22 protein-coding genes are annotated in these 19,727 nt (G+C 55.6%); 17 read left to right on the plus strand and 5 right to left on the minus strand.

The window, feature by feature from the left end; all coding sequences use genetic code 11:
* On the plus strand, nt 1-345 hold the full coding sequence (locus ACMVME_RS10420; protein ID WP_068795283.1) for a gamma-glutamylcyclotransferase: 345 nt from the start codon (nt 1-3) through the stop codon (nt 343-345).
* 42 nt (nt 346-387) lie between these two features.
* On the opposite strand, the gene ACMVME_RS10425 is transcribed toward ACMVME_RS10420, so the two are convergent.
* Together ACMVME_RS10425 and ppa are read right to left on the minus strand one after the other, a co-directional pair.
* Nucleotides 388-681, minus strand: coding sequence for a hypothetical protein (locus ACMVME_RS10425; RefSeq protein WP_047954957.1), 294 nt, complete (start codon nt 679-681; stop codon nt 388-390).
* Nucleotides 682-1,192: 511 nt separating this feature from the next.
* Complete coding sequence (gene ppa / locus ACMVME_RS10430) at nt 1,193-1,723, minus strand: inorganic diphosphatase (RefSeq protein WP_020882913.1); 531 nt, start codon at nt 1,721-1,723, stop codon at nt 1,193-1,195.
* Nucleotides 1,724-2,032: 309 nt separating this feature from the next.
* On the opposite strand from ppa, the gene ytfQ reads away from it, so the two are divergent.
* From ytfQ to ACMVME_RS10455, 5 genes are all read left to right on the plus strand, one after another.
* Nucleotides 2,033-2,989: a galactofuranose ABC transporter substrate-binding protein YtfQ gene (gene ytfQ, locus ACMVME_RS10435; RefSeq protein WP_020882912.1), complete on the plus strand. Its 957-nt coding sequence runs from the start codon at nt 2,033-2,035 to the stop codon at nt 2,987-2,989.
* Between the two features lie 123 nt (nt 2,990-3,112).
* Complete coding sequence (gene ytfR / locus ACMVME_RS10440) at nt 3,113-4,615, plus strand: galactofuranose ABC transporter, ATP-binding protein YtfR (RefSeq protein ID WP_414743423.1); 1,503 nt, start codon at nt 3,113-3,115, stop codon at nt 4,613-4,615.
* Between the two features lie 10 nt (nt 4,616-4,625).
* Nucleotides 4,626-5,651 (plus strand): galactofuranose ABC transporter, ATP-binding protein YtfT, encoded by a 1,026-nt coding sequence (ytfT, locus tag ACMVME_RS10445; protein WP_025205793.1) that lies wholly within the window; start codon nt 4,626-4,628, stop codon nt 5,649-5,651.
* A complete protein-coding gene (gene yjfF, locus ACMVME_RS10450) occupies nt 5,638-6,639 on the plus strand; it encodes a galactofuranose ABC transporter, permease protein YjfF (protein ID WP_032679508.1) in 1,002 nt (333 codons plus the stop codon). Before ytfT ends, yjfF begins: the two co-directional genes overlap by 14 nt.
* Nucleotides 6,640-6,732: 93 nt before the next feature.
* Nucleotides 6,733-8,304 (plus strand): methyl-accepting chemotaxis protein, encoded by a 1,572-nt coding sequence (locus ACMVME_RS10455; protein ID WP_414743424.1) that lies wholly within the window; start codon nt 6,733-6,735, stop codon nt 8,302-8,304.
* Here ACMVME_RS10455 and ACMVME_RS10460 read toward each other — a convergent pair.
* Together ACMVME_RS10460 and fbp are read right to left on the minus strand one after the other, a co-directional pair.
* A complete protein-coding gene (locus ACMVME_RS10460) occupies nt 8,276-8,632 on the minus strand; it encodes a helix-turn-helix domain-containing protein (RefSeq protein ID WP_414743443.1) in 357 nt (118 codons plus the stop codon). The genes ACMVME_RS10455 and ACMVME_RS10460 overlap by 29 nt on opposite strands.
* Before the next feature lie 148 nt (nt 8,633-8,780).
* Nucleotides 8,781-9,779, minus strand: coding sequence for a class 1 fructose-bisphosphatase (gene fbp, locus ACMVME_RS10465; RefSeq protein WP_020882906.1), 999 nt, complete (start codon nt 9,777-9,779; stop codon nt 8,781-8,783).
* Between the two features lie 197 nt (nt 9,780-9,976).
* Between fbp and mpl the strand changes: the two genes are divergently transcribed.
* On the plus strand, nt 9,977-11,353 hold the full coding sequence (gene mpl / locus ACMVME_RS10470; protein ID WP_032681850.1) for a UDP-N-acetylmuramate:L-alanyl-gamma-D-glutamyl-meso-diaminopimelate ligase: 1,377 nt from the start codon (nt 9,977-9,979) through the stop codon (nt 11,351-11,353).
* Between the two features lie 93 nt (nt 11,354-11,446).
* On the opposite strand, the gene yjgA is transcribed toward mpl, so the two are convergent.
* Nucleotides 11,447-11,998, minus strand: a complete 552-nt coding sequence (gene yjgA, locus ACMVME_RS10475) for a ribosome biogenesis factor YjgA (protein WP_414743425.1) — start codon at nt 11,996-11,998, stop codon at nt 11,447-11,449.
* A 95-nt stretch (nt 11,999-12,093) separates the two neighbouring features.
* Here yjgA and pmbA point away from each other — a divergent pair, with 95 nt between their 5' ends.
* The 10 genes from pmbA (at nt 12,094) to dagF (ending at nt 19,675) form a co-directional block, all read left to right on the plus strand.
* The gene (gene pmbA, locus ACMVME_RS10480; protein ID WP_020882904.1) at nt 12,094-13,446 is read left to right on the plus strand and encodes a metalloprotease PmbA; all 1,353 of its coding nucleotides are present in this window, start codon (nt 12,094-12,096) and stop codon (nt 13,444-13,446) included.
* A gap of 41 nt (nt 13,447-13,487) precedes the next feature.
* The gene (gene cybC, locus ACMVME_RS10485; protein ID WP_014168375.1) at nt 13,488-13,874 is read left to right on the plus strand and encodes a cytochrome b562; all 387 of its coding nucleotides are present in this window, start codon (nt 13,488-13,490) and stop codon (nt 13,872-13,874) included.
* A 318-nt stretch (nt 13,875-14,192) separates the two neighbouring features.
* Nucleotides 14,193-14,531 (plus strand): glycine dehydrogenase, encoded by a 339-nt coding sequence (locus ACMVME_RS10490; protein ID WP_014168376.1) that lies wholly within the window; start codon nt 14,193-14,195, stop codon nt 14,529-14,531.
* A 10-nt stretch (nt 14,532-14,541) separates the two neighbouring features.
* The gene (locus ACMVME_RS10495; protein ID WP_003830384.1) at nt 14,542-14,904 is read left to right on the plus strand and encodes an SFCGS family glycine-rich protein; all 363 of its coding nucleotides are present in this window, start codon (nt 14,542-14,544) and stop codon (nt 14,902-14,904) included.
* Between the two features lie 2 nt (nt 14,905-14,906).
* Nucleotides 14,907-15,206: a DUF4312 family protein gene (locus tag ACMVME_RS10500; RefSeq protein WP_006810338.1), complete on the plus strand. Its 300-nt coding sequence runs from the start codon at nt 14,907-14,909 to the stop codon at nt 15,204-15,206.
* A 22-nt stretch (nt 15,207-15,228) separates the two neighbouring features.
* A complete protein-coding gene (locus tag ACMVME_RS10505) occupies nt 15,229-16,005 on the plus strand; it encodes a DUF4311 domain-containing protein (protein WP_014168378.1) in 777 nt (258 codons plus the stop codon).
* 13 nt (nt 16,006-16,018) lie between these two features.
* Nucleotides 16,019-16,660 (plus strand): DUF4310 family protein, encoded by a 642-nt coding sequence (locus ACMVME_RS10510; protein ID WP_014882285.1) that lies wholly within the window; start codon nt 16,019-16,021, stop codon nt 16,658-16,660.
* 42 nt (nt 16,661-16,702) lie between these two features.
* Nucleotides 16,703-17,836 (plus strand): amidohydrolase/deacetylase family metallohydrolase, encoded by a 1,134-nt coding sequence (locus tag ACMVME_RS10515; RefSeq protein ID WP_068795279.1) that lies wholly within the window; start codon nt 16,703-16,705, stop codon nt 17,834-17,836.
* Nucleotides 17,820-18,938: a DgaE family pyridoxal phosphate-dependent ammonia lyase gene (locus ACMVME_RS10520; RefSeq protein WP_049023696.1), complete on the plus strand. Its 1,119-nt coding sequence runs from the start codon at nt 17,820-17,822 to the stop codon at nt 18,936-18,938. Before ACMVME_RS10515 ends, ACMVME_RS10520 begins: the two co-directional genes overlap by 17 nt.
* Nucleotides 18,935-19,675 (plus strand): 2-dehydro-3-deoxy-phosphogluconate aldolase, encoded by a 741-nt coding sequence (gene dagF / locus ACMVME_RS10525; RefSeq protein WP_014168382.1) that lies wholly within the window; start codon nt 18,935-18,937, stop codon nt 19,673-19,675. The genes ACMVME_RS10520 and dagF overlap by 4 nt, the downstream gene beginning before the upstream one ends.
* The last annotated feature ends 52 nt before the right edge of the window (nt 19,676-19,727 follow it).

Below are 19,727 nucleotides of genomic sequence, written 5' to 3' on the forward strand. Positions count from 1 at the left end.
ATGCGAATATTTGTCTACGGCAGTTTACGAACCAAGCAAGGCAACAGTCACTGGATGACCAATGCCCTGCTGCTGGGGAATTACAATATCGAGAACTACCAGTTGTATAGCCTGGGCCACTATCCAGGCGCGGTTCCTGGGGAAGGAACAGTACAGGGTGAAGTTTATCGTATTGATAATGCTACACTTGCCGAACTTGATGCCTTGCGCACCAGGGGCGGTGAATACGCTCGCCAGTTGATCCAGACGCCGTATGGAAGTGCGTGGATGTACGTCTACCAGCGTCCGGTCAAGGGGTTAAAGCGGATTGTAAGCGGTAACTGGTTAGACAGAGACCAGTACTGAAAAAAACAACGCCACCGTCAGGTGGCGTTGTTTTTTATGGGCTTAGCTCTCTTCTGTGCTTCGGCGTCGGGTCAAAAACAGCGGAACAAAAAGCATGATGTACGGAGCAACCAGCCATATCAGGCACAGGGCGCGTGAAAAGCCGTAGTAGTTGATGCACCGCGTATTGCTTGAAATGACGGGAATAAAAAACAGTAAAAACAGCACAATGGCATAATCGCTACGGTAGGGGATCCATAAATAAAACAAAAACCAGGCGAGCTGGAATGTCATGATGCAGAGATACTGCCATTTGCTGTCTTTGCCGTAACAGTCAAACGCCTTTATGTAGCCCATCTTTATGCTGTGAAGAAAGAAACGTAGCATGTAAAACGCCCACAATCGCGACGGTCAGGAGTGTGCTGACCAGCAACTCAATTAAAAAATAGCTATGGGTGATATTAGTAGCACCTGAGCTCAGGGTATGCCGTTTACTCTACCCGCTGTGCATTGCAACAAAAAGGGTAGATACACCTGTCTTCATACAGCCCTGAAGCAGACACGAAACGGGCATATTCGTCGGTAATTGTTTTAACGCAGCGTGTAGGGCAAATGCAGGCTATTAATAGCGTTAGATGATATCAAAGACCTATCTCGGTAAATATCAGGTCATCACTCTCATAATACCCTGCAAGCTCTTCAAACAGGTCGGCTCTGCCGGGGACAAAACCTGGGGTCACAAGCTCATATATTCTGCTGGTTCCTTGAGATGTTACCCGCTATACCGTATTTAGCGTGCCAGTATCGCGTCAGACGCAAGGTACAAAAAAGCCCCGACTCGCGGGGCCTTATTATTCAGCGGTAAGAATTACTTCTTCGCAGCGCGTTCGAAAGAGGAGATGATTTCCGCTTTCGCTGCTTCTGCGTTTTCCCAGCCGTCAACTTTAACCCACTTGCCTTTTTCGAGGTCTTTGTAGTGCTCGAAGAAGTGAGTGATCTGCGCTTTCAGCAGTTCTGGCAGGTCGTTCACATCTTTGATGTGATCGTACTCTTTGCTCAGTTTGGTGTGCGGAACAGCAACCAGTTTCGCATCTTCACCAGATTCGTCGGTCATTTTCAGCACGCCAACAGGACGGCAGCGAATGACTGCGCCTGGCTGCAGTGGGTATGGCGTTGGAACCAGTACGTCAACCGGGTCACCGTCCAGAGACAGGGTGTGGTTGATGTAACCGTAGTTGCATGGGTAGAACATGGCGGTAGACATGAAACGGTCTACAAACAGCGCACCGCTCTCTTTGTCCACTTCGTATTTGATAGGATCTGCGTTAGCCGGGATTTCGATAACTACGTAGATGTCTTCTGGCAGTTCTTTACCCGCAGGGACGTTGAGTAAGCTCATGTCTGTGTCCTTTAAAATGGATGGTAAACAAGTGGCAGGTATTATAGCCAACTGGCGCTGAATGTCTCCGCCTGTTTTCGTCTTCTCTCCACGTTCTCCCCACTTTTCAGACCGATTCCATGACAGGAAAATCCATAAACTCAGCCGCTTTTTTAATGGTGAAATGAAAGCGATTACAAACTTGTGATTAACGTTTTATTCACTTTTCTGAAGTGTGATGTAACGCAATTCGTTACATATTTCATTGGCTATAGTCATTTCGCAGAACATCTTTTAACCAACAATAAACACCCCTACGAGGACGTTCATATGTGGAAGCGCTTACTTCTTGTCACAGCAGTTTCGGCAGCCATGTCGTCTATGGCGATGGCCGCCCCTTTAACCGTAGGTTTTTCCCAGGTCGGCTCTGAATCCGGCTGGCGAGCGGCAGAAACCAACGTTGCGAAAAGCGAGGCCCAGAAACGCGGTATCACCCTGAAAATCGCCGATGCGCAGCAAAAACAGGAAAACCAGATCAAAGCCGTGCGGTCATTTATCGCCCAGGGCGTTGATGCCATCTTTATTGCGCCGGTCGTGGCCACTGGCTGGGAGCCGGTCCTGAAGGAAGCGAAAGACGCTGAGATCCCGGTTGTTTTGCTCGATCGTTCCATTGATGTAAAAGACAAATCTCTCTATATGACCACCGTCACCGCCAACAACGTTCTCGAGGGTCAATTAATTGGTGACTGGCTGGTGAAACAGGTGGACGGCAAGCCGTGTAACGTCGTTGAGTTGCAGGGTACCGTCGGGGCGAGCGTGGCCATCGATCGTAAGAAAGGCTTCGCGGAAGCCATCGCCAAAGCGCCAAACATTAAGATTATCCGCTCTCAGTCCGGCGACTTTACCCGCAGTAAAGGTAAAGAGGTCATGGAGAGCTTTATCAAGGCTGAAAACAACGGCAAGAACATCTGCATGGTTTACGCCCACAACGATGACATGGTGATCGGGGCTATTCAGGCCATCAAAGAAGCGGGGCTGAAGCCGGGCAAAGATATCCTCACTGGCTCTATCGATGGCGTGCCGGATATCTATAAAGCGATGATGGACGGCGAAGCGAACGCCAGCGTGGAGCTGACGCCAAACATGGCTGGCCCGGCATTCGATGCGCTGGAGAAATTCAAGAAAGACGGCACCCTGCCTGAAAAAGTGACGATCACCAAATCGACGCTCTACCTGCCTGACACCGCGAAAGAAGAGTTAGAGAAGAAGAAAAATATGGGCTACTAAGGCCTTTTCTCTCGCCCCTTACCCCCTCCTCTCCCCTGAGGGGAGAGGGTGTACAAGGGCGGGTAGACTGGCATGAACATTTCCCTCTTCCCAACCAGGAGAGGGCGAGGGTGAGGGGGAAACATGACCGACACACAACACCAGGAAATCCTCCGCACAGAGGGCTTAAGCAAGTTTTTCCCCGGTGTAAAAGCGCTGGATAACGTTGATTTTAGCCTGCGACGCGGTGAGATTATGGCGCTGCTGGGAGAGAACGGTGCGGGAAAATCGACGCTGATTAAGGCACTTACCGGCGTTTACCATGCCGATAGCGGCACAATCTGGCTAGAAGGCAACGCCATTTCGCCAAAAAACACCGCCCATGCGCAGCAGCTGGGGATTGGGACGGTTTACCAGGAAGTGAACCTGCTGCCGAATATGTCGGTGGCGGATAACCTGTTTATCGGCCGTGAGCCAAGACGCTTCGGCCTGCTGCGACGCAAAGAGATGGAAGCGCGGGCCACCAGGCTGATGGAATCCTATGGCTTCTCCCTGGACGTTCGCGAACCGCTGAACCGTTTTTCCGTCGCGATGCAGCAAATTGTCGCGATTTGCCGGGCGATCGATCTCTCCGCGAAAGTGCTGATCCTTGATGAGCCCACCGCGAGCCTTGATACCCAGGAAGTCGAAATGCTCTTTACCCTGATGCGCCAGCTGCGCGATCAGGGGGTAAGCCTGATCTTCGTCACCCACTTCCTCGATCAGGTGTATGAGGTCAGCGATCGCATCACGGTGCTGCGCAACGGCAGCTTTGTCGGCTGCCGCGAAACCCGCGAGCTGCCGCAGATAGAACTGGTCAAAATGATGCTGGGCCGCGAGCTGGAAACCAACGCGCTTCAGCGTGCAGGCCGCACGCTGCTCAGCGATAAACCGGTCGCAGCCTTCAGCGATTTTGGCAAAAAAGGGGTGATCTCACCCTTTAATCTGGACGTGCGGCCCGGTGAAATTGTCGGGCTGGCGGGCCTGCTGGGTTCCGGGCGCACCGAAACCGCTGAGGTGATCTTCGGGATCAAACCTGCGGACAGCGGCAGCGCGCTGATCAAAGGTAAACCGCAGACCCTGCGATCGCCGCATCAGGCCTCCTGCCTGGGCGTGGGCTTCTGCCCGGAAGACAGGAAAACCGATGGCATAATTGCCGCCGCCTCGGTGCGGGAAAATATCATTCTGGCTCTGCAGGCGCAGCGCGGATGGCTACGCCCCATCCCGCGGAAAGAGCAAAACGCCATTGCCGAGCGATTTATCCGTCAGCTCGGTATACGTACGCCGAGCGCTGAACAGCCCATTGAATTTCTCTCCGGTGGCAACCAGCAGAAGGTATTGCTGTCACGCTGGCTGCTGACTAAACCCCAGTTCCTGATCCTCGATGAACCGACGCGCGGTATCGACGTTGGGGCGCACGCCGAAATTATCCGGCTTATCGAAACGCTGTGTGCAGACGGTCTGGCGCTGCTGGTTATTTCATCCGAGCTGGAAGAGCTGGTGGGGTATGCCGATCGCGTCATCATCATGCGCGATCGTAAGCAGGTGGCAGAGATCCCGCTGGATAAACTGTCCGTTCCGGCAATCATGAATGCCATCGCGGCGTAAGGAGTTAATCGTGATGCCCCGTTCGCTTCCGCAAACCGGTGCAACCAGGCGCCGCTTCACCTGGCCTACCGGCACGCCGCAAATTATCGCGTTGCTGCTGGTGCTGCTGATCGATAGCCTGGTCGCCCCGCATTTCTTTCAGATTATCGTGCAGGATGGCCGGCTGTTTGGCAGTCCGATAGACATTTTAAACCGCGCCGCCCCGGTGGCGCTTCTGGCCATTGGTATGACGCTGGTGATCGCCACCGGCGGGATTGACCTCTCCGTCGGTGCGGTGATGGCCATCGCCGGCGCCACGGCAGCGTCCATGACCGTCGCCGGGCACAGCCTGCCGGTGGTGCTGCTGGCTGCATTAGGTACCGGGGTGCTGGCCGGACTGTGGAACGGCATTCTGGTGGCGGTCCTGAAAATTCAGCCGTTTGTCGCCACTCTCATCCTGATGGTGGCTGGACGCGGTGTGGCACAGCTTATCACCTCGGGTCAGATTGTGACCTTCAACTCCCCCGGCCTGGCATGGCTTGGCAGCGGTAAGTTGTTCTTCTTTCCGACGCCGATCGTTATTGCGCTGGTCACATTAGTGGTGTTCTGGCTCTTTACCCGTAAAACGGCGCTGGGCATGTTCATTGAAGCGGTCGGAATTAACATCCGTGCGGCGCGAAACGCCGGGGTTAATACACGGCTGATGGTTATGCTGACCTATGTGCTGAGCGGCATTTGCGCCGCCATTGCCGGGGTGATCGTCGCGGCGGACATCCGTGGTGCGGATGCCAACAACGCCGGGTTATGGCTGGAGCTAGATGCGATCCTGGCGGTGGTTATCGGTGGCGGATCGCTGATGGGCGGGCGGTTTAATCTGTTGCTCTCGGTGATCGGCGCGCTGATTATTCAGGGTATGAATACCGGGATCCTGCTCTCCGGTTTTCAGCCGGAACTCAACCAGGTGGTGAAAGCGGTGGTCGTGCTCTGCGTGCTGATCGTCCAGTCGCCGCGCTTTGTCAGCATCATTAAAGGGATCCGTGGCCATGATAAAACGTAATTTACCGTTAATGATCACCCTGGGCGTGTTTGTGCTGGGTTATCTCTACTGCCTGACGCAATTCCCGGGCTTTGCCTCTACCCGGGTGATTTGCAACATTCTGACGGATAACGCCTTTTTAGGCATTATCGCCGTTGGCATGACCTTTGTGATCCTCTCCGGCGGGATCGATCTCTCGGTTGGGTCGGTGATCGCTTTCACGGGCGTATTCCTCGCAAAAGCGATCGGTTTCTGGGGGATCTCGCCGCTGCTGGCTTTCCCGCTGGTGCTGGTGATGGGCTGCGCGTTTGGCGCATTTATGGGGCTTTTGATCGACGCGCTGAAAATTCCGGCTTTTATTATCACCCTCGCCGGCATGTTCTTCCTGCGCGGCGTAAGCTACCTGGTCTCGGAAGAATCGATTCCGATTAACCATCCTGTCTACGACACGCTCTCCAGCCTGGCGTGGAAAATCCCCGGCGGCGGTCGTCTGAGCGCGATGGGGTTGCTGATGCTGGGCGTGGTGGTGGTGGGGATCTTCCTTGCCCACCGTACCCGGTTTGGTAATCAGGTCTATGCCATTGGCGGCAGTGCCACCTCGGCAAACCTGATGGGGATCTCCACCCGCAGCACCACAATCCGCATCTATATGCTCTCGACCGGACTGGCGACGCTGGCGGGGATCGTCTTCTCGATTTATACCCAGGCGGGTTATGCCCTGGCAGGCGTCGGGGTGGAACTTGATGCCATCGCCTCGGTGGTGATTGGCGGCACGTTGCTCAGCGGCGGCGTTGGCACGGTGCTGGGGACGCTGTTCGGCGTGGCGATCCAGGGGCTGATACAGACCTATATCAACTTTGACGGCACACTCAGTTCATGGTGGACCAAGATCGCCATTGGCATTCTGTTGTTTATTTTTATCGCCCTGCAGCGCGGCCTGACGGTGCTCTGGGAGAACCGACAAAGCTCGCCTGTTACCCGTGTAAACACTTCAATAACAGAGCCATAACACGCTGAATTTGCTTAAAGTCTAAACATTTTCCGGTAGCGGCCGATACTCTTTTTTTATGCCCAGAAATATCTCGCTACCGGAAATAATATCATGCTTAAAACGCTATCGATTCGTACCGGCTTGCTCTCTTTACTGGCCGTTATGACTCTTCTGCTGCTGCTTGTCAGCGGCATTGGCATTTATGCCCTCACACAGAGTTCTTCTTCACTCCAGCGCATCAACCACCTTCAGGGTGAGCAGATGGTGCAGCTTAATTCTGGCTATACCCTGATCCTGCGCGCGCGTAATGAAGCGGGTCAGGCGGTCCGGATGATGGAAATCGGCATGCTGGATGACGCGGCCAAATCGGTGAAAAACATCAATCAGGAGATTGCCCAGGCCCGTAAAACGCTGAAAGGCGTGATCGACGGCGGGGTGGCGGATGAGCAGGGACAAAAACTGCTGGATAAGGTGGCCGCGAGCCTGGCGACCTATAACCAGCAGGGGATCGACCCGATGCTGAAAGCCCTGAACGATCAGAGCGCAGACAGCTATTACGATCTGCTGGAGAACACGCTGATCCCGGTGGCGGCGCAGTTTGATAATGATATGCAGGTCTTTCAGAAATGGAGCGAAGCGCGCGGGAAAGCGGAAGTGAAGGCCGTGCAGTCGAGCAAAAACCGGGTACTGATCCTGATCGTGGTGGCCGCGCTGCTGACGGCTGGCATTATTGTGCTGGCGTGGCTGGTACTGCGTCACATGCTGCTCAAACCGCTTTCGGCCTCCATTGCTCAGCTGGAGAACGTGGCGGCGGGCGATTTAACCCACACGCTGAATGACCCGGCGAGCCAGGAGTTTAACCGCCTGAACGCGGCCATTGAGGGGATGCGGCAGTCTCTGATGAACTCGGTTTTACGGGTACGTGATGCCAGCTCGCAAATTGATACCGGCAGCCGCGAGCTGACGGTGGGGAACATGGATCTTGCCCAGCGCACGGAATCCACCGCGACATCGCTTGAGCAGACGGCCGCCAGCATGGAAGAGATCACCGCCACGGTGAAACTCAATGCAGACAACGCCGAGCAGGCGCACCAGCTGGCGAAATCCGTGTCTGACACCGCCGATCACGGCAGCGAAATGGTCTGCTACGTCATTGAAAAAATGCGTGATATCGCCGGCAGTTCGGCACGCATCGCCGATATTCTGAGCGTCATTGACGGCATTGCCTTCCAGACCAATATTCTGGCGCTGAACGCCTCGGTGGAAGCGGCGCGCGCGGGTGAGCAGGGGCGCGGGTTTGCCGTTGTCGCCGGTGAAGTGCGAAACCTCGCCAGCCGCAGCGCTGACGCAGCAAAAGAGATCCGTTCGCTTATCAGTGATTCTCAGACCCACGTAAACGAAGGCAGCGAGCTGGCGCAGCAGGCTGGCGAAACGATGGATGAGATCGCAACAGAAGTACTGCGCATGACCAAACTGATGCGCGAGATTGCGACCGCGTCCCAGGAGCAAAGTCGCGGCATTGAGCAGGTGAATATTGCCGTGAATCAGATGGACGAAACCGCGCAGCAGAATGCGGCGCTGGTCCAGCAATCTTCTGCCGCGACGCGCTCGCTGGAAGAGCAATCGCGTCAGCTGATGGACGCCATGGCATCATTTAAACTGACGGCTCAGACAGCGGCATAATATTTTCCCGCCCCGTCGCATTCTGTGTCGGGGTTTTATGTGTCGCTGAATTTAATGCGCCAATATTATCATGAATGTCGCCCATTAATATTTCCAGAGACTGGGTTAATGCTAATGCATTTTCAGTCGGCTCAAGATATAACCCTTTGCGGAAAAATAGCGGCTCGTCAAACAGCTGATTAAAGCGTTTTAATGCCAGACTCACCGCGGGGCGCGACATCTCCAGACGTACGGAGGCTTTTGCCATACTGCCGCAGCGGACCACTTCAATAAAAACAGGGATAAGATTTAAATCAATGCCGGTATTAGCACGGGAATAATTTCTCATGACGGTTAGGCTCCAGGAAATATTTGTCAAACTGTTATGGAAATAATGCAGGAGCAAAACCGAATATTAAAGCGTGTTTTTTATAAACACTTATACGGTAAAATATATAAATGAAGCGGGGAGCCTGAAGGGCTCCCCGTGTTATGGGTTATGCGTCCGGATACTCACGGATAAAACGTTCAACGTCATCAACCATATGGGTGTTGCCGACAAAGAACGAACGACGCTGGTGCAGGCTTTCCGGCACGATGTCCAGAATACGCTCTTTACCGTCGCTCGCCTTGCCGCCAGCCTGTTCGGCCAGGAACGCCATTGGGTTGCATTCATACAGCAGACGCAGCTTGCCGTCAGGGTGGCTAGCCGTGCTTGGGTAGAGGTAGATACCGCCTTTCAGCAGGTTGCGGTGGAAGTCAGCAACCAGCGAGCCGATATAGCGGGACGTGTACGGGCGCTGAGTGGCTTTATCTTCTTCCTGGCAGAACTTGATGTATTTCTTCACGCCGTTCGGGAATCGGATGTAGTTGCCTTCGTTGATGGAGTAGGTGTTACCCTTCTCCGGGAAGCGCATACGTTCCTGACTCAGGCAGAAAACGCCCAGCGAGGGATCGTAAGTAAAGGCGTGAACGCCGCAGCCCGTGGTGTACACCAGCATGGTGGAGGAGCCATAAACGACGTAACCGGCCGCCACCTGGTTACTGCCCGGCTGCAGGAAATCTTCCTCTGTCACCGGCGTGCCAACAGGCGTGACGCGGCGGTAGATGGAGAAAATGGTACCGACAGAAACGTTAACGTCGATGTTAGAGGAACCGTCCAGCGGATCCATCAGCACAACGTATTTAGCGTGTTCACACCCTTCGAAAACGACAATTTCATCTTCTTCTTCGGAGGCGATACCCGCCACGATGTCGCGCGCGCGCAGTGCAGCTTTCAGTTTTTCATTTGCGAACAGATCGAGTTTCTGTTGAACCTCGCCCTGAACGTTCTCGGCACCGCTGGCACCCAGGATATCGACCAGACCGGCCTTGTTGATATCACGGTGGATGATCTTAGCGCCCAGCTTTATTGCCGACAGCAAAGCAGTGAGTTCACCCGTAGCATGAGAAAACTCGTGCTGCTTTTCGACAATAAATTCACCTAACGTTTTCATAACACTTTCCCTGCATCTTTGTGAGTAGAGCGATTGTATGTTCACTAAAACGACTAAAGCCCAACAATCTTAACAAACATTCAAATATTAGCGCAGAGGTGAATCGCGCCAGCAATATACGGATTTACCTGAAATGCGTTTCGCTGTCGCTGACATGTGAGTAAAATGTGCGCCACATTGAAGAAGGATAGTGACGTATGCGCATTCATATATTGGGGATTTGTGGCACTTTCATGGGCGGACTGGCAATGCTGGCGCGCTCTCTGGGCCATGAAGTGACAGGTTCGGACGCCAATGTGTATCCGCCGATGAGCACGCTTCTGGAGAAACAGGGCATCTCTCTGATTCAGGGATACGATGCCAGCCAGCTGGATCCTGAGCCGGATCTGGTGATCATTGGCAACGCCATGACCCGCGGTAATCCGTGCGTTGAGGCGGTTCTGGAACGCAACATTCCGTTCATGTCTGGCCCGCAGTGGCTGCATGATTTCGTGCTGCGCGACCGTTGGGTCGTTGCCGTAGCCGGAACGCATGGCAAAACCACGACAGCCGGAATGGCGACCTGGATCCTCGAAGCCTGTGGTTATAAGCCAGGTTTTGTAATCGGGGGTGTACCGGGTAATTTCGATGTTTCTGCGCGTCTGGGTGACAGCCCGTTCTTCGTGATCGAAGCCGACGAGTATGACTGCGCGTTCTTCGACAAGCGCTCCAAGTTTGTGCACTACTGCCCGCGGACGCTGATCCTCAATAACCTTGAGTTCGATCACGCGGATATTTTTGACGACCTGAAAGCGATTCAGAAACAGTTCCACCATCTGGTGCGCATCGTTCCGGGTCAGGGCCGCATCATCCTGCCGGAAAACGACATCAACCTGAAGCAAACCCTGGCGATGGGATGCTGGAGCGAGCAGGAGCTGGTGGGCGAGCAGGGACACTGGCAGGCGAAAAAACTCAACGCGGATGCCTCCGAGTGGGAAGTGCTGCTCGACGGTGAGAAAGTGGGTGAGGTGAAGTGGGGCCTGGTGGGCGAGCACAACATGCACAACGGCCTGATGGCGATTGCCGCGGCACGTCATGTGGGCGTTCAGCCTGCGGATGCGGCGGATGCGTTAGGCTCGTTCATTAACGCCCGCCGTCGTCTGGAGCTGCGCGGTGAAGCCCACGGCGTCACGGTGTATGACGATTTTGCGCATCACCCGACCGCCATTCTGGCGACGCTTGCGGCCTTACGCGGCAAAGTCGGCGGGACCGCTCGCATTCTGGCCGTGCTGGAACCGCGTTCGAACACCATGAAAATGGGCATCTGCAAAGACGATCTTGCGCCATCCTTAGGGCGTGCCGATGAAGTCTTCCTGCTGCAGCCGCAGCATATTCCGTGGCAGGTGGCCGAAGTGGCCGATGCCTGCATTCAGCCTGCGCACTGGAGTGCGGATGTGGATGCGCTGGCGGATATGGTGGTGAAATCCGCACAGCCTGGCGATCACATTCTGGTGATGAGCAACGGCGGTTTTGGTGGGATCCATCAGAAGCTGCTGGACGGTCTGGCGAAGAAAGCGCAGGCGGTCGCCGAGTAAAAAAAAAGCCCGGTAGCGCTCACGCTTACCGGGCTTTTTCTCCCTCGCCCACAGGGAGAGGGGCGGGGTTGAGGACACTCAACGATGCTGTGCTTACTCTTCGTTTTCAGACAGCTCACGCAGATACTGGAAAATCAGGCGTGCAGACTTCGGCGGCTTGTTCGCCTCTTTCTCTTTCTGGGCATTGCGGATAAACGAACGCAGCTGCTGGCGATCGGCATCCGGCCACAGGTTCAGTACTTCCGGTACCGCATCATCACCTTGTTCAATCAGACGATCGCGGATCTGCTCAAGCTTATGGAACAGCGCAACCTGCTGGTTGTGGCGGTTTTTCAGTTTGTCCAGCGCCTGGCGGATCGGTTCAACGTCACGCTGACGCAGCATTTTACCGATAAGCTGAAGCTGACGGCGACGGCCTTCTTTCTTGATTTTCTGTGCCAGTTCAATGGCATCGCGCAGATCCTGGTCGAGCGGGAGTTTATCCAGCGCGTTTTTACCCAGTTCTACCATTTCCGCGCCAAGCTGTTTTAACTCTTCGGCGTCACGTTTAATTTCACTTTTACTGACCCAGATGATCTCATCATCTTCGTCTTCGATGTCATCACCGGGAACGTCGTCGAGCCAGTCTTCGGGCTGCTTAGTCATGTCAGGCTCCTTAAAAAAAGAGGCTAATGTTACCAGTTAAGACGCGCACTGAAAAACGGTTCTCTGTTAGACTTCAATTAACTCTCTCTTACAGTATGGCATTTGCGATGAAAGTAACCTCACAAGTTGAAGCGCAGCGTAAGATTCTGGAAGAAGCCGTCTCCACCGCGCTGACGCTCGCTTCAGGTAAATCAGATGGCGCCGAAGTGGCGGTAAGCAAAACCACCGGCATCAGCGTCAGCACCCGCTACGGCGAAGTGGAAAATGTAGAATTCAACAGCGATGGCGCCCTGGGGATCACGGTTTATCACCAGAATCGCAAAGGCAGCGCGTCATCGACCGATCTCAGCCCGGATGCCATTGCCCGTACGGTGCAGGCTGCGCTGGATATTGCGCGTTACACCTCGCCCGATCCTTACGCCGGCGTTGCCGACAAAGAGCTGCTGGCATTCGATGCCCCGGATCTCGATCTTTTCCACCCGGCGGAAGTGACGCCGGACGAAGCAATCGAACTGGCTGCCCGTGCCGAGCAGGCGTCTCTGAAGGCCGATAAACGCATCACCAATACCGAAGGTGGAAGTTTTAACAGCCACTACGGTATCAAAGTGTTTGGTAACAGCCACGGGATGCTGCAGGGCTACTGCTCAACGCGCCATTCGCTCTCCAGCTGCGTTATCGCTGAAGAGAATGGGGATATGGAGCGTGATTACGCCTACACCATCGGTCGCGCGCTGGGCGATTTGCAGTCTCCTGAGTGGGTTGGCGCAGAATGCGCGCAGCGCACGCTGTCCCGTCTGTCGCCACGTAAACTCTCCACCATGAAAGCCCCGGTCATTTTTGCCAATGAAGTGGCGACCGGCCTGTTTGGCCACCTGGTGGGGGCGATTGCCGGGGGCTCCGTTTACCGTAAATCGACGTTCCTGCTCGACTCGCTGGGCAAGCAGATCCTGCCGGAATGGCTGACCATTGAAGAGCATCCGCACCTGCTGAAAGGGCTGGCCTCGACGCCGTTCGACAGCGAAGGTGTGCGCACCGAGCGCCGCGATATCATCAAAGACGGCATTCTGACGCAGTGGCTGCTGACCAACTACTCTGCGCGCAAGCTGGGTCTGAAAAGCACCGGTCACGCGGGCGGCATTCACAACTGGCGAATCGCGGGTCAGGGCCTGAGCTTTGAGCAGATGCTTAAAGAGATGGGTACCGGTCTGGTCGTCACCGAGTTAATGGGCCAGGGCGTAAGCGGCATTACCGGCGATTATTCGCGCGGCGCGGCGGGCTTCTGGGTTGAGAACGGTGAAATTCAGTATCCGGTTAGCGAAATTACCATCGCCGGCAACCTGAAAGACATGTGGCGCAATATTGTTACTGTCGGTAACGATATTGAAACACGTAGCAATATACAGTGTGGTTCAGTCCTCTTACCGGAGATGAAAATCGCCGGGCAGTAATACCCGTAAAGGCGTTTTAATAATAAAAAAGGAAGTGAGCAATGCGTAAACACCTGTTAGCGATCGTCGCAGCGTCAACGCTGGTTCTTGGTTCTTCTGCGTTTGCTGCCGATCTTGAAGACGACATGGGCATCCTCAGTGAAAACCTGAAGGTGGTGCAGAAAACGGACAATGCGGCGGAAATGAAAGGCGCATTGACCAAAATGCGTGAAGCGGCACTGGACGCGCAGAAATCCACGCCGCCAAAGCTGGAAAATAAAGCGGCAGACAGCGCTGAGATGAAAGACTACCGCCACGGCTTTGACGTGCTGGTCGGTCAGATTGACGGTGCACTGAAGCTTGCCAACGAAGGCAAAGTGAAGGAAGCCCAGGCGGCAGCTGACCAGTTTGTGACCACGCGTAATACCTATCACAAAAAGTATCGTTAATTCCCGGTACGCGCTTTCCCCGTGCGGGGGCGGTTAATCGCCCCCGCATGTTTGCTCTCCGGGCATAAGAAAACCTTATCCACCTCACATATTTGCACGCCGGCCCATAATCTTTTTCGCTCCCACGCCCCCTTAATTGCCGTCAGATAGCGTGATATTCATCACGTAAATACAGTGATTTATCTATATTCAGCATATTTATGTGGCACAGATCACTGCCGGTGCTCGCCTTTCCACTTCGAAGTGGAAAACAACTCGCTACAAACAATTCCCCCCCAACGTTAGTTTTATTCCAGAGCCATTAACGGGGTAAGACGAGTGATTAACGGAGCGGTAATGAACGACGTTGGAGATCAGGCGGTGCAAACAGAGCAGCTCGCTAACACCATGCTGGCGCAGGTGTATGCCCTGCTGGCCCGGCACAACATCATCCCCAACGCAGTACAGGAACAGATGCTCACCTCCCACGTTCGCGCGATGGCGCACCGGTCCGTGACCGGCGAGCCGCTGCCGGAGGTTGAAGCCGAGCTGTTCGACGAAATTTCTCCCGATTCAATGCGGCTTGCCCGTGAAGTGGTCGCGCAGTTTGGCAACCTTCCTGATGAAGAGGCCTGGCTGCTTTCCGTTCACTTCGAAGTCGCGAAAGACAACCTTTAAGGAGCAACACATGGAACAGATTACAGTCGTGATTGGCGATCGCCTGGGTAAAGGTCAGAAAGTGGCGGCAGGCGTTGAAAAAGCCGGTGGACGCGCGGTTGTCGTGCCGGGTGTGGCGGCAGACATGAAGCTCGGTGACGTGATGAAAGCGGAAAATGCCACCTTCGGCATCTCCTTCTGCGGCAGCGGCGGCGCGGGTGCCATCACCGCACAAACCAAATATGGCTACAAAGCCAAATACGGCATGCGTTCAGTGGATGAAGGTGTCACCGCCATCAATGAAGGCTGCAATGTGCTGGGCTTTGGCTTTATGGATAAAGAAGAGCTGGGCGAGCGTCTGGTTCAGGCGTGGCAGAAGAAACACGGCGCATAAGCATGAAAGAACAGTTCACAACCACGGTGAGAGTGAAGGGCAAAGGCGACGCTAAAGCGCGCGCCTTTGCTGATGCGCTCAACCACGTTCAGGCCGCGGTGATGAAAGCCTCACCGCATATCTTACTGCGTATTGAGCCACAGGATGTGCAGGTCGTTCAGGCGCAAGAAGCGGTGCGTAAAGAAGCTTTTCTGTTCTTCTTTCTGCGCCGGGAAAGACGCACCTACAGCGTGGAGCTGGATGTGACCGTCAACGTGACTGCCATCAATCTCGACCAGGTGGATTTCGTCACGCAACGCTGATTATTCATAAAAGGGCAGACTGATGTTCTTAATTATATTAATAAAATCGCTCATCATTGGCGGCCTGGTTGGCGTCGGTGTGGGGGCCGGGGCTGCACGCATGTTTCATGCGCCTACCACTCAGGGTATGGGCGCGTTTCGTACGTTGGGGGAACTGAACTCCTGTGAAGGGGATCCGGCTTCTCACTTCTCCTTTGGGTTAGGCTTCTTCTTTAACGCCTGGGCCTCTTCCGTGGCCGCAGGTGCATTCACACAAGACGTTGATCACCGCATCATCCCGAACTGGGGTGCTGCAGCACTGATGATTAAAAACCGTAACGTCGGCGAAACGCTGCACGATCCGCGCAAAATGGCGATTGCCTGCGGCGTAATCGGCATGATTGTCGTCACCTTCCTTAACCTCACCGCCTCTTCTGTTCCGGCTGCGCTTCAGGTAACCGCCGTGAAGGTGCTGGTGCCTGCGGCAAACCTGCTGGTCAACACCGTGATGCCGGTGATCTTCTGGCTGGCCGCCATCGATGCGGGTAAAAAATCGGGCTTCTGGGCCACCATTTTTGGCGGCGCGGCGCAGCTGATCATGGGTAACGCCGTACCGGGTCTGGTGCTGGGTATCCTGATTGGTAAGGGCGTTGAAGAGAGCGGATGGAACCACGTCACCAAAGTGATGATGGCGGCCATCGTAGCGCTGTTCGTGCTGAGCGGTTTCTTCCGTGGCTTCGACATGAAGATGATCGAATCCTTCCATCTGACCGTGCCGAACTGGCTCGACATGATTCACAACGCGCTCAGCGGTAAATAACAGGAGCCTCGACATGGAACAGAATAAAGGTTTTTGGTATGCCGACTGGTCGTTCCCGATCTTCGTTGGCCTGCTCTCTTCCGGTGTTTTCGCCGGGACGCATATGTACTACCTCTACGGCATCGGCGCGTTCAACGAAGTGGCCTTCGTGGCGATGCTGAAAGCGGGGATGGATACCGGCGTTTACGGCGCGGTGGCGGCGTTCGGTGCGAGCTTCCTGTTCGCCCGTATTATCGAAGGGTCGCTGGTCGGTATCCTTGATATCGGCGGGGCGATCCAGACCGGGGTGGGCCTCGGGGTTCCGGCGCTGCTGCTGGGCGCGGGCATCATGTTCCCGGTGACCAACTTTATTGCCGCGCTGATCACCGGCCTGGTGATTGGCCTGGCAATTGGCTACGTCATCATCCTGGCGCGTAAGTTCACCATCAACCAGAGCAACTCCACCTACGGGGCGGACGTGATGATGGGGGCCGGTAACGCCTCCGGTCGTTTCCTCGGGCCGTTGATTATCCTCAGCGCCATGACTGCCTCCATTCCTATTGGCGTCGGCTCTCTGGTGGGTGCGCTGCTGTTCTATATCTGGCAGAAGCCGATTACCGGTGGTGCCATTCTCGGTGCAATGATTCTGGGCTGGCTGTTCCCGGTCGCCCTTTAATGCCCGCGGGCGCCCCGGCGCCCGCCTTATCAGGAGATCCTCATGTTTGATTTACTCCTGCGCCGTGCGCGCCTCACCGACGATACCCTGACCGATATCGCCATTCAGGACGGAAAAATCGCGGCGCTGGGCGACATTACCGCGGCCGCCCGCAAAACGGTTGAGTTGAACGGTGAAGTGTTCGTCAGCGCAGGCTGGATTGACTCCCACGTTCACTGCTACCCGAACTCCCCTATTTATCACGACGAACCGGACAGCGTGGGCATCGCCACCGGCGTGACCTCGGTGGTGGATGCCGGCAGTACCGGCGCGGATGACGTGGACGATTTTTATGAAATCACCCGTAAAGCCTCAACCGACGTTTATGCCTTACTGAACATCTCCCGCGTGGGGCTGATTGCCCAGAACGAACTGGCCAATATGGCCAACATTGATGCGAAGGCCGTGAAGCAGGCCGTTACGCGCTACCCGGATTTTATCGTTGGCCTGAAAGCGCGCATGAGCAGCAGCGTGGTTGGCGAAAACGGCATAACGCCGCTTGAGCGCGCGAAAGCCATCCAGAAAGAGAACGGCGACCTGCCGCTGATGGTGCACATCGGCAACAACCCGCCTAACCTCGATGAAATTGCCGACCTGCTCAGCTCAGGCGACATCATCACCCACTGCTACAACGGCAAGCCGAACCGCATTCTGACGCCATCCGGTGAACTGCGTGCGTCCATCACCTCCGCCCTGAAACGCGGTGTGCGCCTGGACGTCGGACACGGTACGGCGAGCTTTAGCTTTGAGGTGGCGAGATGCGCCATTGCGATGGGCATTCTGCCACACACCATCAGCTCGGATATTTACTGCCGCAACCGCATTAACGGCCCGGTAGGGTCGCTGGCAAGCGTGATGTCGAAGTTTCTCGCCATCGGCATGTCGCTGCCGCAGGTGATTGAGTGCGTCACCGCGAACGCCGCCGACGGGCTGCGTCTGACGCACAAAGGCCGTATTCAGCCAGGTCTTGATGCTGACCTGACGCTGTTCACGATAAAACGCCAGCCAACGCTGCTGGTGGATGCTGAAAATGACAGCCTGCAGGCTGAACACATTCTGGTGCCGCTTGCCGCCATCCGCGCAGGCAAGGGCTACATGACCGAACAAGGGAGCACGGAACATGCCTTCGATTTATGAGAAGTATCACTTAAAGCAAGTCATCAACACCTCAGGCCGTATGACGGCGCTGGGTGTCTCCACGCCGCGCCCGGACGTGGTGCAGGCGGCGATGGATGGCATGAATCACTATTTCGAGATGAAGGATCTGGTCAACAAAACCGGCGAATACATCGCGAAGCTGCTGGATGTGGAAGGGGCGACGGTGGTCTCCTGCGCGTCAGCGGGCATCGCCCAGTCCGTGGCGGCGGTGCTGGTCAAAGACAGCGACTGGCTGCTGGAGAACCTGCACGTCACCCCGATTGAGAACAACGAAATCGTGCTGCCGAAAGGCCATAACGTTAACTTTGGCGCACCGGTAGGCACCATGGTGGCGCTGGGCGGCGGCAAGCTGGTGGAAGCGGGCTACGCGAACGAATGCTCCGCCGATCAGCTGGCGGCGGCCATCACGCCGCGTACCGCGGCCATTCTTTACATCAAGTCTCACCACTGCGTGCAGAAAAGCATGCTCAGCGTAGAGCAGGCGGCGGTGGTGGCGCGTAAGCACGATCTGCCGCTGATCGTGGATGCGGCCGCGGAAGAAGATCTTCACGTTTACTACCGCGCCGGTGCCGATCTGGTTATCTACAGCGGTGCGAAAGCGATTGAAGGGCCAACCAGCGGGCTGGTGATCGGCAAAACGCAGTATGTTGAGTGGGTGAAACGCCAGACGGCGGGGATTGGCCGCGCAATGAAAGTGGGTAAGGAGGGGATCCTCGGCCTTACCTGTGCCATCGAACACTACCTGACGGCGACCAAAGAGAGCGGCGAAGAGATGGTGGCGAAGATGACGCCCTTTATTGACGCGCTTAATACCCTTAACGGCGTGACGGCACGCGTGGTCTGGGACAGTGCCGGTCGCGATATTGCCCGTACCGAGATTAAGTTTGATGAAGCCACCACCGGTGTTGGCACCGGCGACCTGGTGACCGCGCTGAAGCAGGGCGAGTATGCCATTTATTTCCGTGGCTATAAGGCCAACGAAGGGATTATCGAAGCGGACGTGCGCAGCGTGAATGCCGATCAGCTGAACATTGTTTATCGCCGCATGAGTGAAGTGTTAGGACAGGAGAAAAAGGCATGAAACTGACCCCCAACTTTTACCGTGACCGCGTCTGCCTGAACGTGCTGGCAGGATCGAAAGCCAACGCCAGCGCCATTTACGAGGCGGCGGAAGGCCACGTGCTGGTGGGCGTGCTCTCCAAAAATTACCCGGATGTCGCCAGTGCGGTTGCCGATATGCGCGACTACGCTCAGCTTATCGATAATGCGCTCTCTGTGGGCCTCGGCGCGGGCGATCCGAACCAGTCCGCGATGGTCAGTGAGATCGCCCGTCAGGTGCAGCCGCAGCACGTTAACCAGGTGTTCACCGGTGTGGCAACCAGCCGTGCGCTGCTGGGGCAGAGTGAATCCGTGGTCAACGGCCTGGTCTCTCCGACCGGCACCGTTGGCAAGGTGAAAATCTCCACCGGTCCGTTGAGCAGCACGGCGCCGGACGGCATTGTGCCGGTTGAAACCGCGATTGCCCTGCTGAAAGATTTTGGCGGCAGTTCCATCAAATACTTCCCGATGGGAGGCCTGGCGTGTCGGGACGAATACCAGGCAGTGGCGGAAGCCTGCGCCCGTCACGATTTCTGGCTGGAGCCGACCGGTGGGATCGATCTGGAGAACTATGAAGCGATCCTGCAGATCGCCCTTGATGCGGGCGTGAGTAAAATCATTCCGCATATCTACAGCTCGATTATCGACAAAGCCAGCGGCGACACGCGTCCGGAAGATGTGCGTACGCTGCTGGAGATGACGAAGAAGCTGGCTAAGTAGTCTTTACCCCTCACCCCGGCCCTCTCCCCAAAGAGGAGAGGGTGTAATCGTC

The sequence above is a fragment of the Enterobacter cloacae complex sp. 2024EL-00711 genome, from assembly GCF_047529885.1.
GTDB classification, from domain to species: Bacteria; Pseudomonadota; Gammaproteobacteria; order Enterobacterales; family Enterobacteriaceae; genus Enterobacter; species Enterobacter ludwigii.

What these genes read in the sequence shown, in the direction of transcription:
- ACMVME_RS10420 (WP_068795283.1), top strand. Translation starts at nt 1, where the DNA reads ATGCGAATATTTGTCTACGGCAGTTTACGAACCAAGCAAGGCAACAGT.
- ACMVME_RS10425 (WP_047954957.1), bottom strand. Translation starts at nt 681, where the DNA reads ATGGGCTACATAAAGGCGTTTGACTGTTACGGCAAAGACAGCAAATGG.
- ppa (WP_020882913.1), bottom strand. Translation starts at nt 1,723, where the DNA reads ATGAGCTTACTCAACGTCCCTGCGGGTAAAGAACTGCCAGAAGACATC.
- ytfQ (WP_020882912.1), top strand. Translation starts at nt 2,033, where the DNA reads ATGTGGAAGCGCTTACTTCTTGTCACAGCAGTTTCGGCAGCCATGTCG.
- ytfR (WP_414743423.1), top strand. Translation starts at nt 3,113, where the DNA reads ATGACCGACACACAACACCAGGAAATCCTCCGCACAGAGGGCTTAAGC.
- yjfF (WP_032679508.1), top strand. Translation starts at nt 5,638, where the DNA reads ATGATAAAACGTAATTTACCGTTAATGATCACCCTGGGCGTGTTTGTG.
- ACMVME_RS10455 (WP_414743424.1), top strand. Translation starts at nt 6,733, where the DNA reads ATGCTTAAAACGCTATCGATTCGTACCGGCTTGCTCTCTTTACTGGCC.
- ACMVME_RS10460 (WP_414743443.1), bottom strand. Translation starts at nt 8,632, where the DNA reads ATGAGAAATTATTCCCGTGCTAATACCGGCATTGATTTAAATCTTATC.
- fbp (WP_020882906.1), bottom strand. Translation starts at nt 9,779, where the DNA reads ATGAAAACGTTAGGTGAATTTATTGTCGAAAAGCAGCACGAGTTTTCT.
- mpl (WP_032681850.1), top strand. Translation starts at nt 9,977, where the DNA reads ATGCGCATTCATATATTGGGGATTTGTGGCACTTTCATGGGCGGACTG.
- yjgA (WP_414743425.1), bottom strand. Translation starts at nt 11,998, where the DNA reads ATGACTAAGCAGCCCGAAGACTGGCTCGACGACGTTCCCGGTGATGAC.
- pmbA (WP_020882904.1), top strand. Translation starts at nt 12,094, where the DNA reads ATGGCATTTGCGATGAAAGTAACCTCACAAGTTGAAGCGCAGCGTAAG.
- cybC (WP_014168375.1), top strand. Translation starts at nt 13,488, where the DNA reads ATGCGTAAACACCTGTTAGCGATCGTCGCAGCGTCAACGCTGGTTCTT.
- ACMVME_RS10495 (WP_003830384.1), top strand. Translation starts at nt 14,542, where the DNA reads ATGGAACAGATTACAGTCGTGATTGGCGATCGCCTGGGTAAAGGTCAG.
- ACMVME_RS10500 (WP_006810338.1), top strand. Translation starts at nt 14,907, where the DNA reads ATGAAAGAACAGTTCACAACCACGGTGAGAGTGAAGGGCAAAGGCGAC.
- ACMVME_RS10505 (WP_014168378.1), top strand. Translation starts at nt 15,229, where the DNA reads ATGTTCTTAATTATATTAATAAAATCGCTCATCATTGGCGGCCTGGTT.
- ACMVME_RS10510 (WP_014882285.1), top strand. Translation starts at nt 16,019, where the DNA reads ATGGAACAGAATAAAGGTTTTTGGTATGCCGACTGGTCGTTCCCGATC.
- ACMVME_RS10515 (WP_068795279.1), top strand. Translation starts at nt 16,703, where the DNA reads ATGTTTGATTTACTCCTGCGCCGTGCGCGCCTCACCGACGATACCCTG.
- ACMVME_RS10520 (WP_049023696.1), top strand. Translation starts at nt 17,820, where the DNA reads ATGCCTTCGATTTATGAGAAGTATCACTTAAAGCAAGTCATCAACACC.
- dagF (WP_014168382.1), top strand. Translation starts at nt 18,935, where the DNA reads ATGAAACTGACCCCCAACTTTTACCGTGACCGCGTCTGCCTGAACGTG.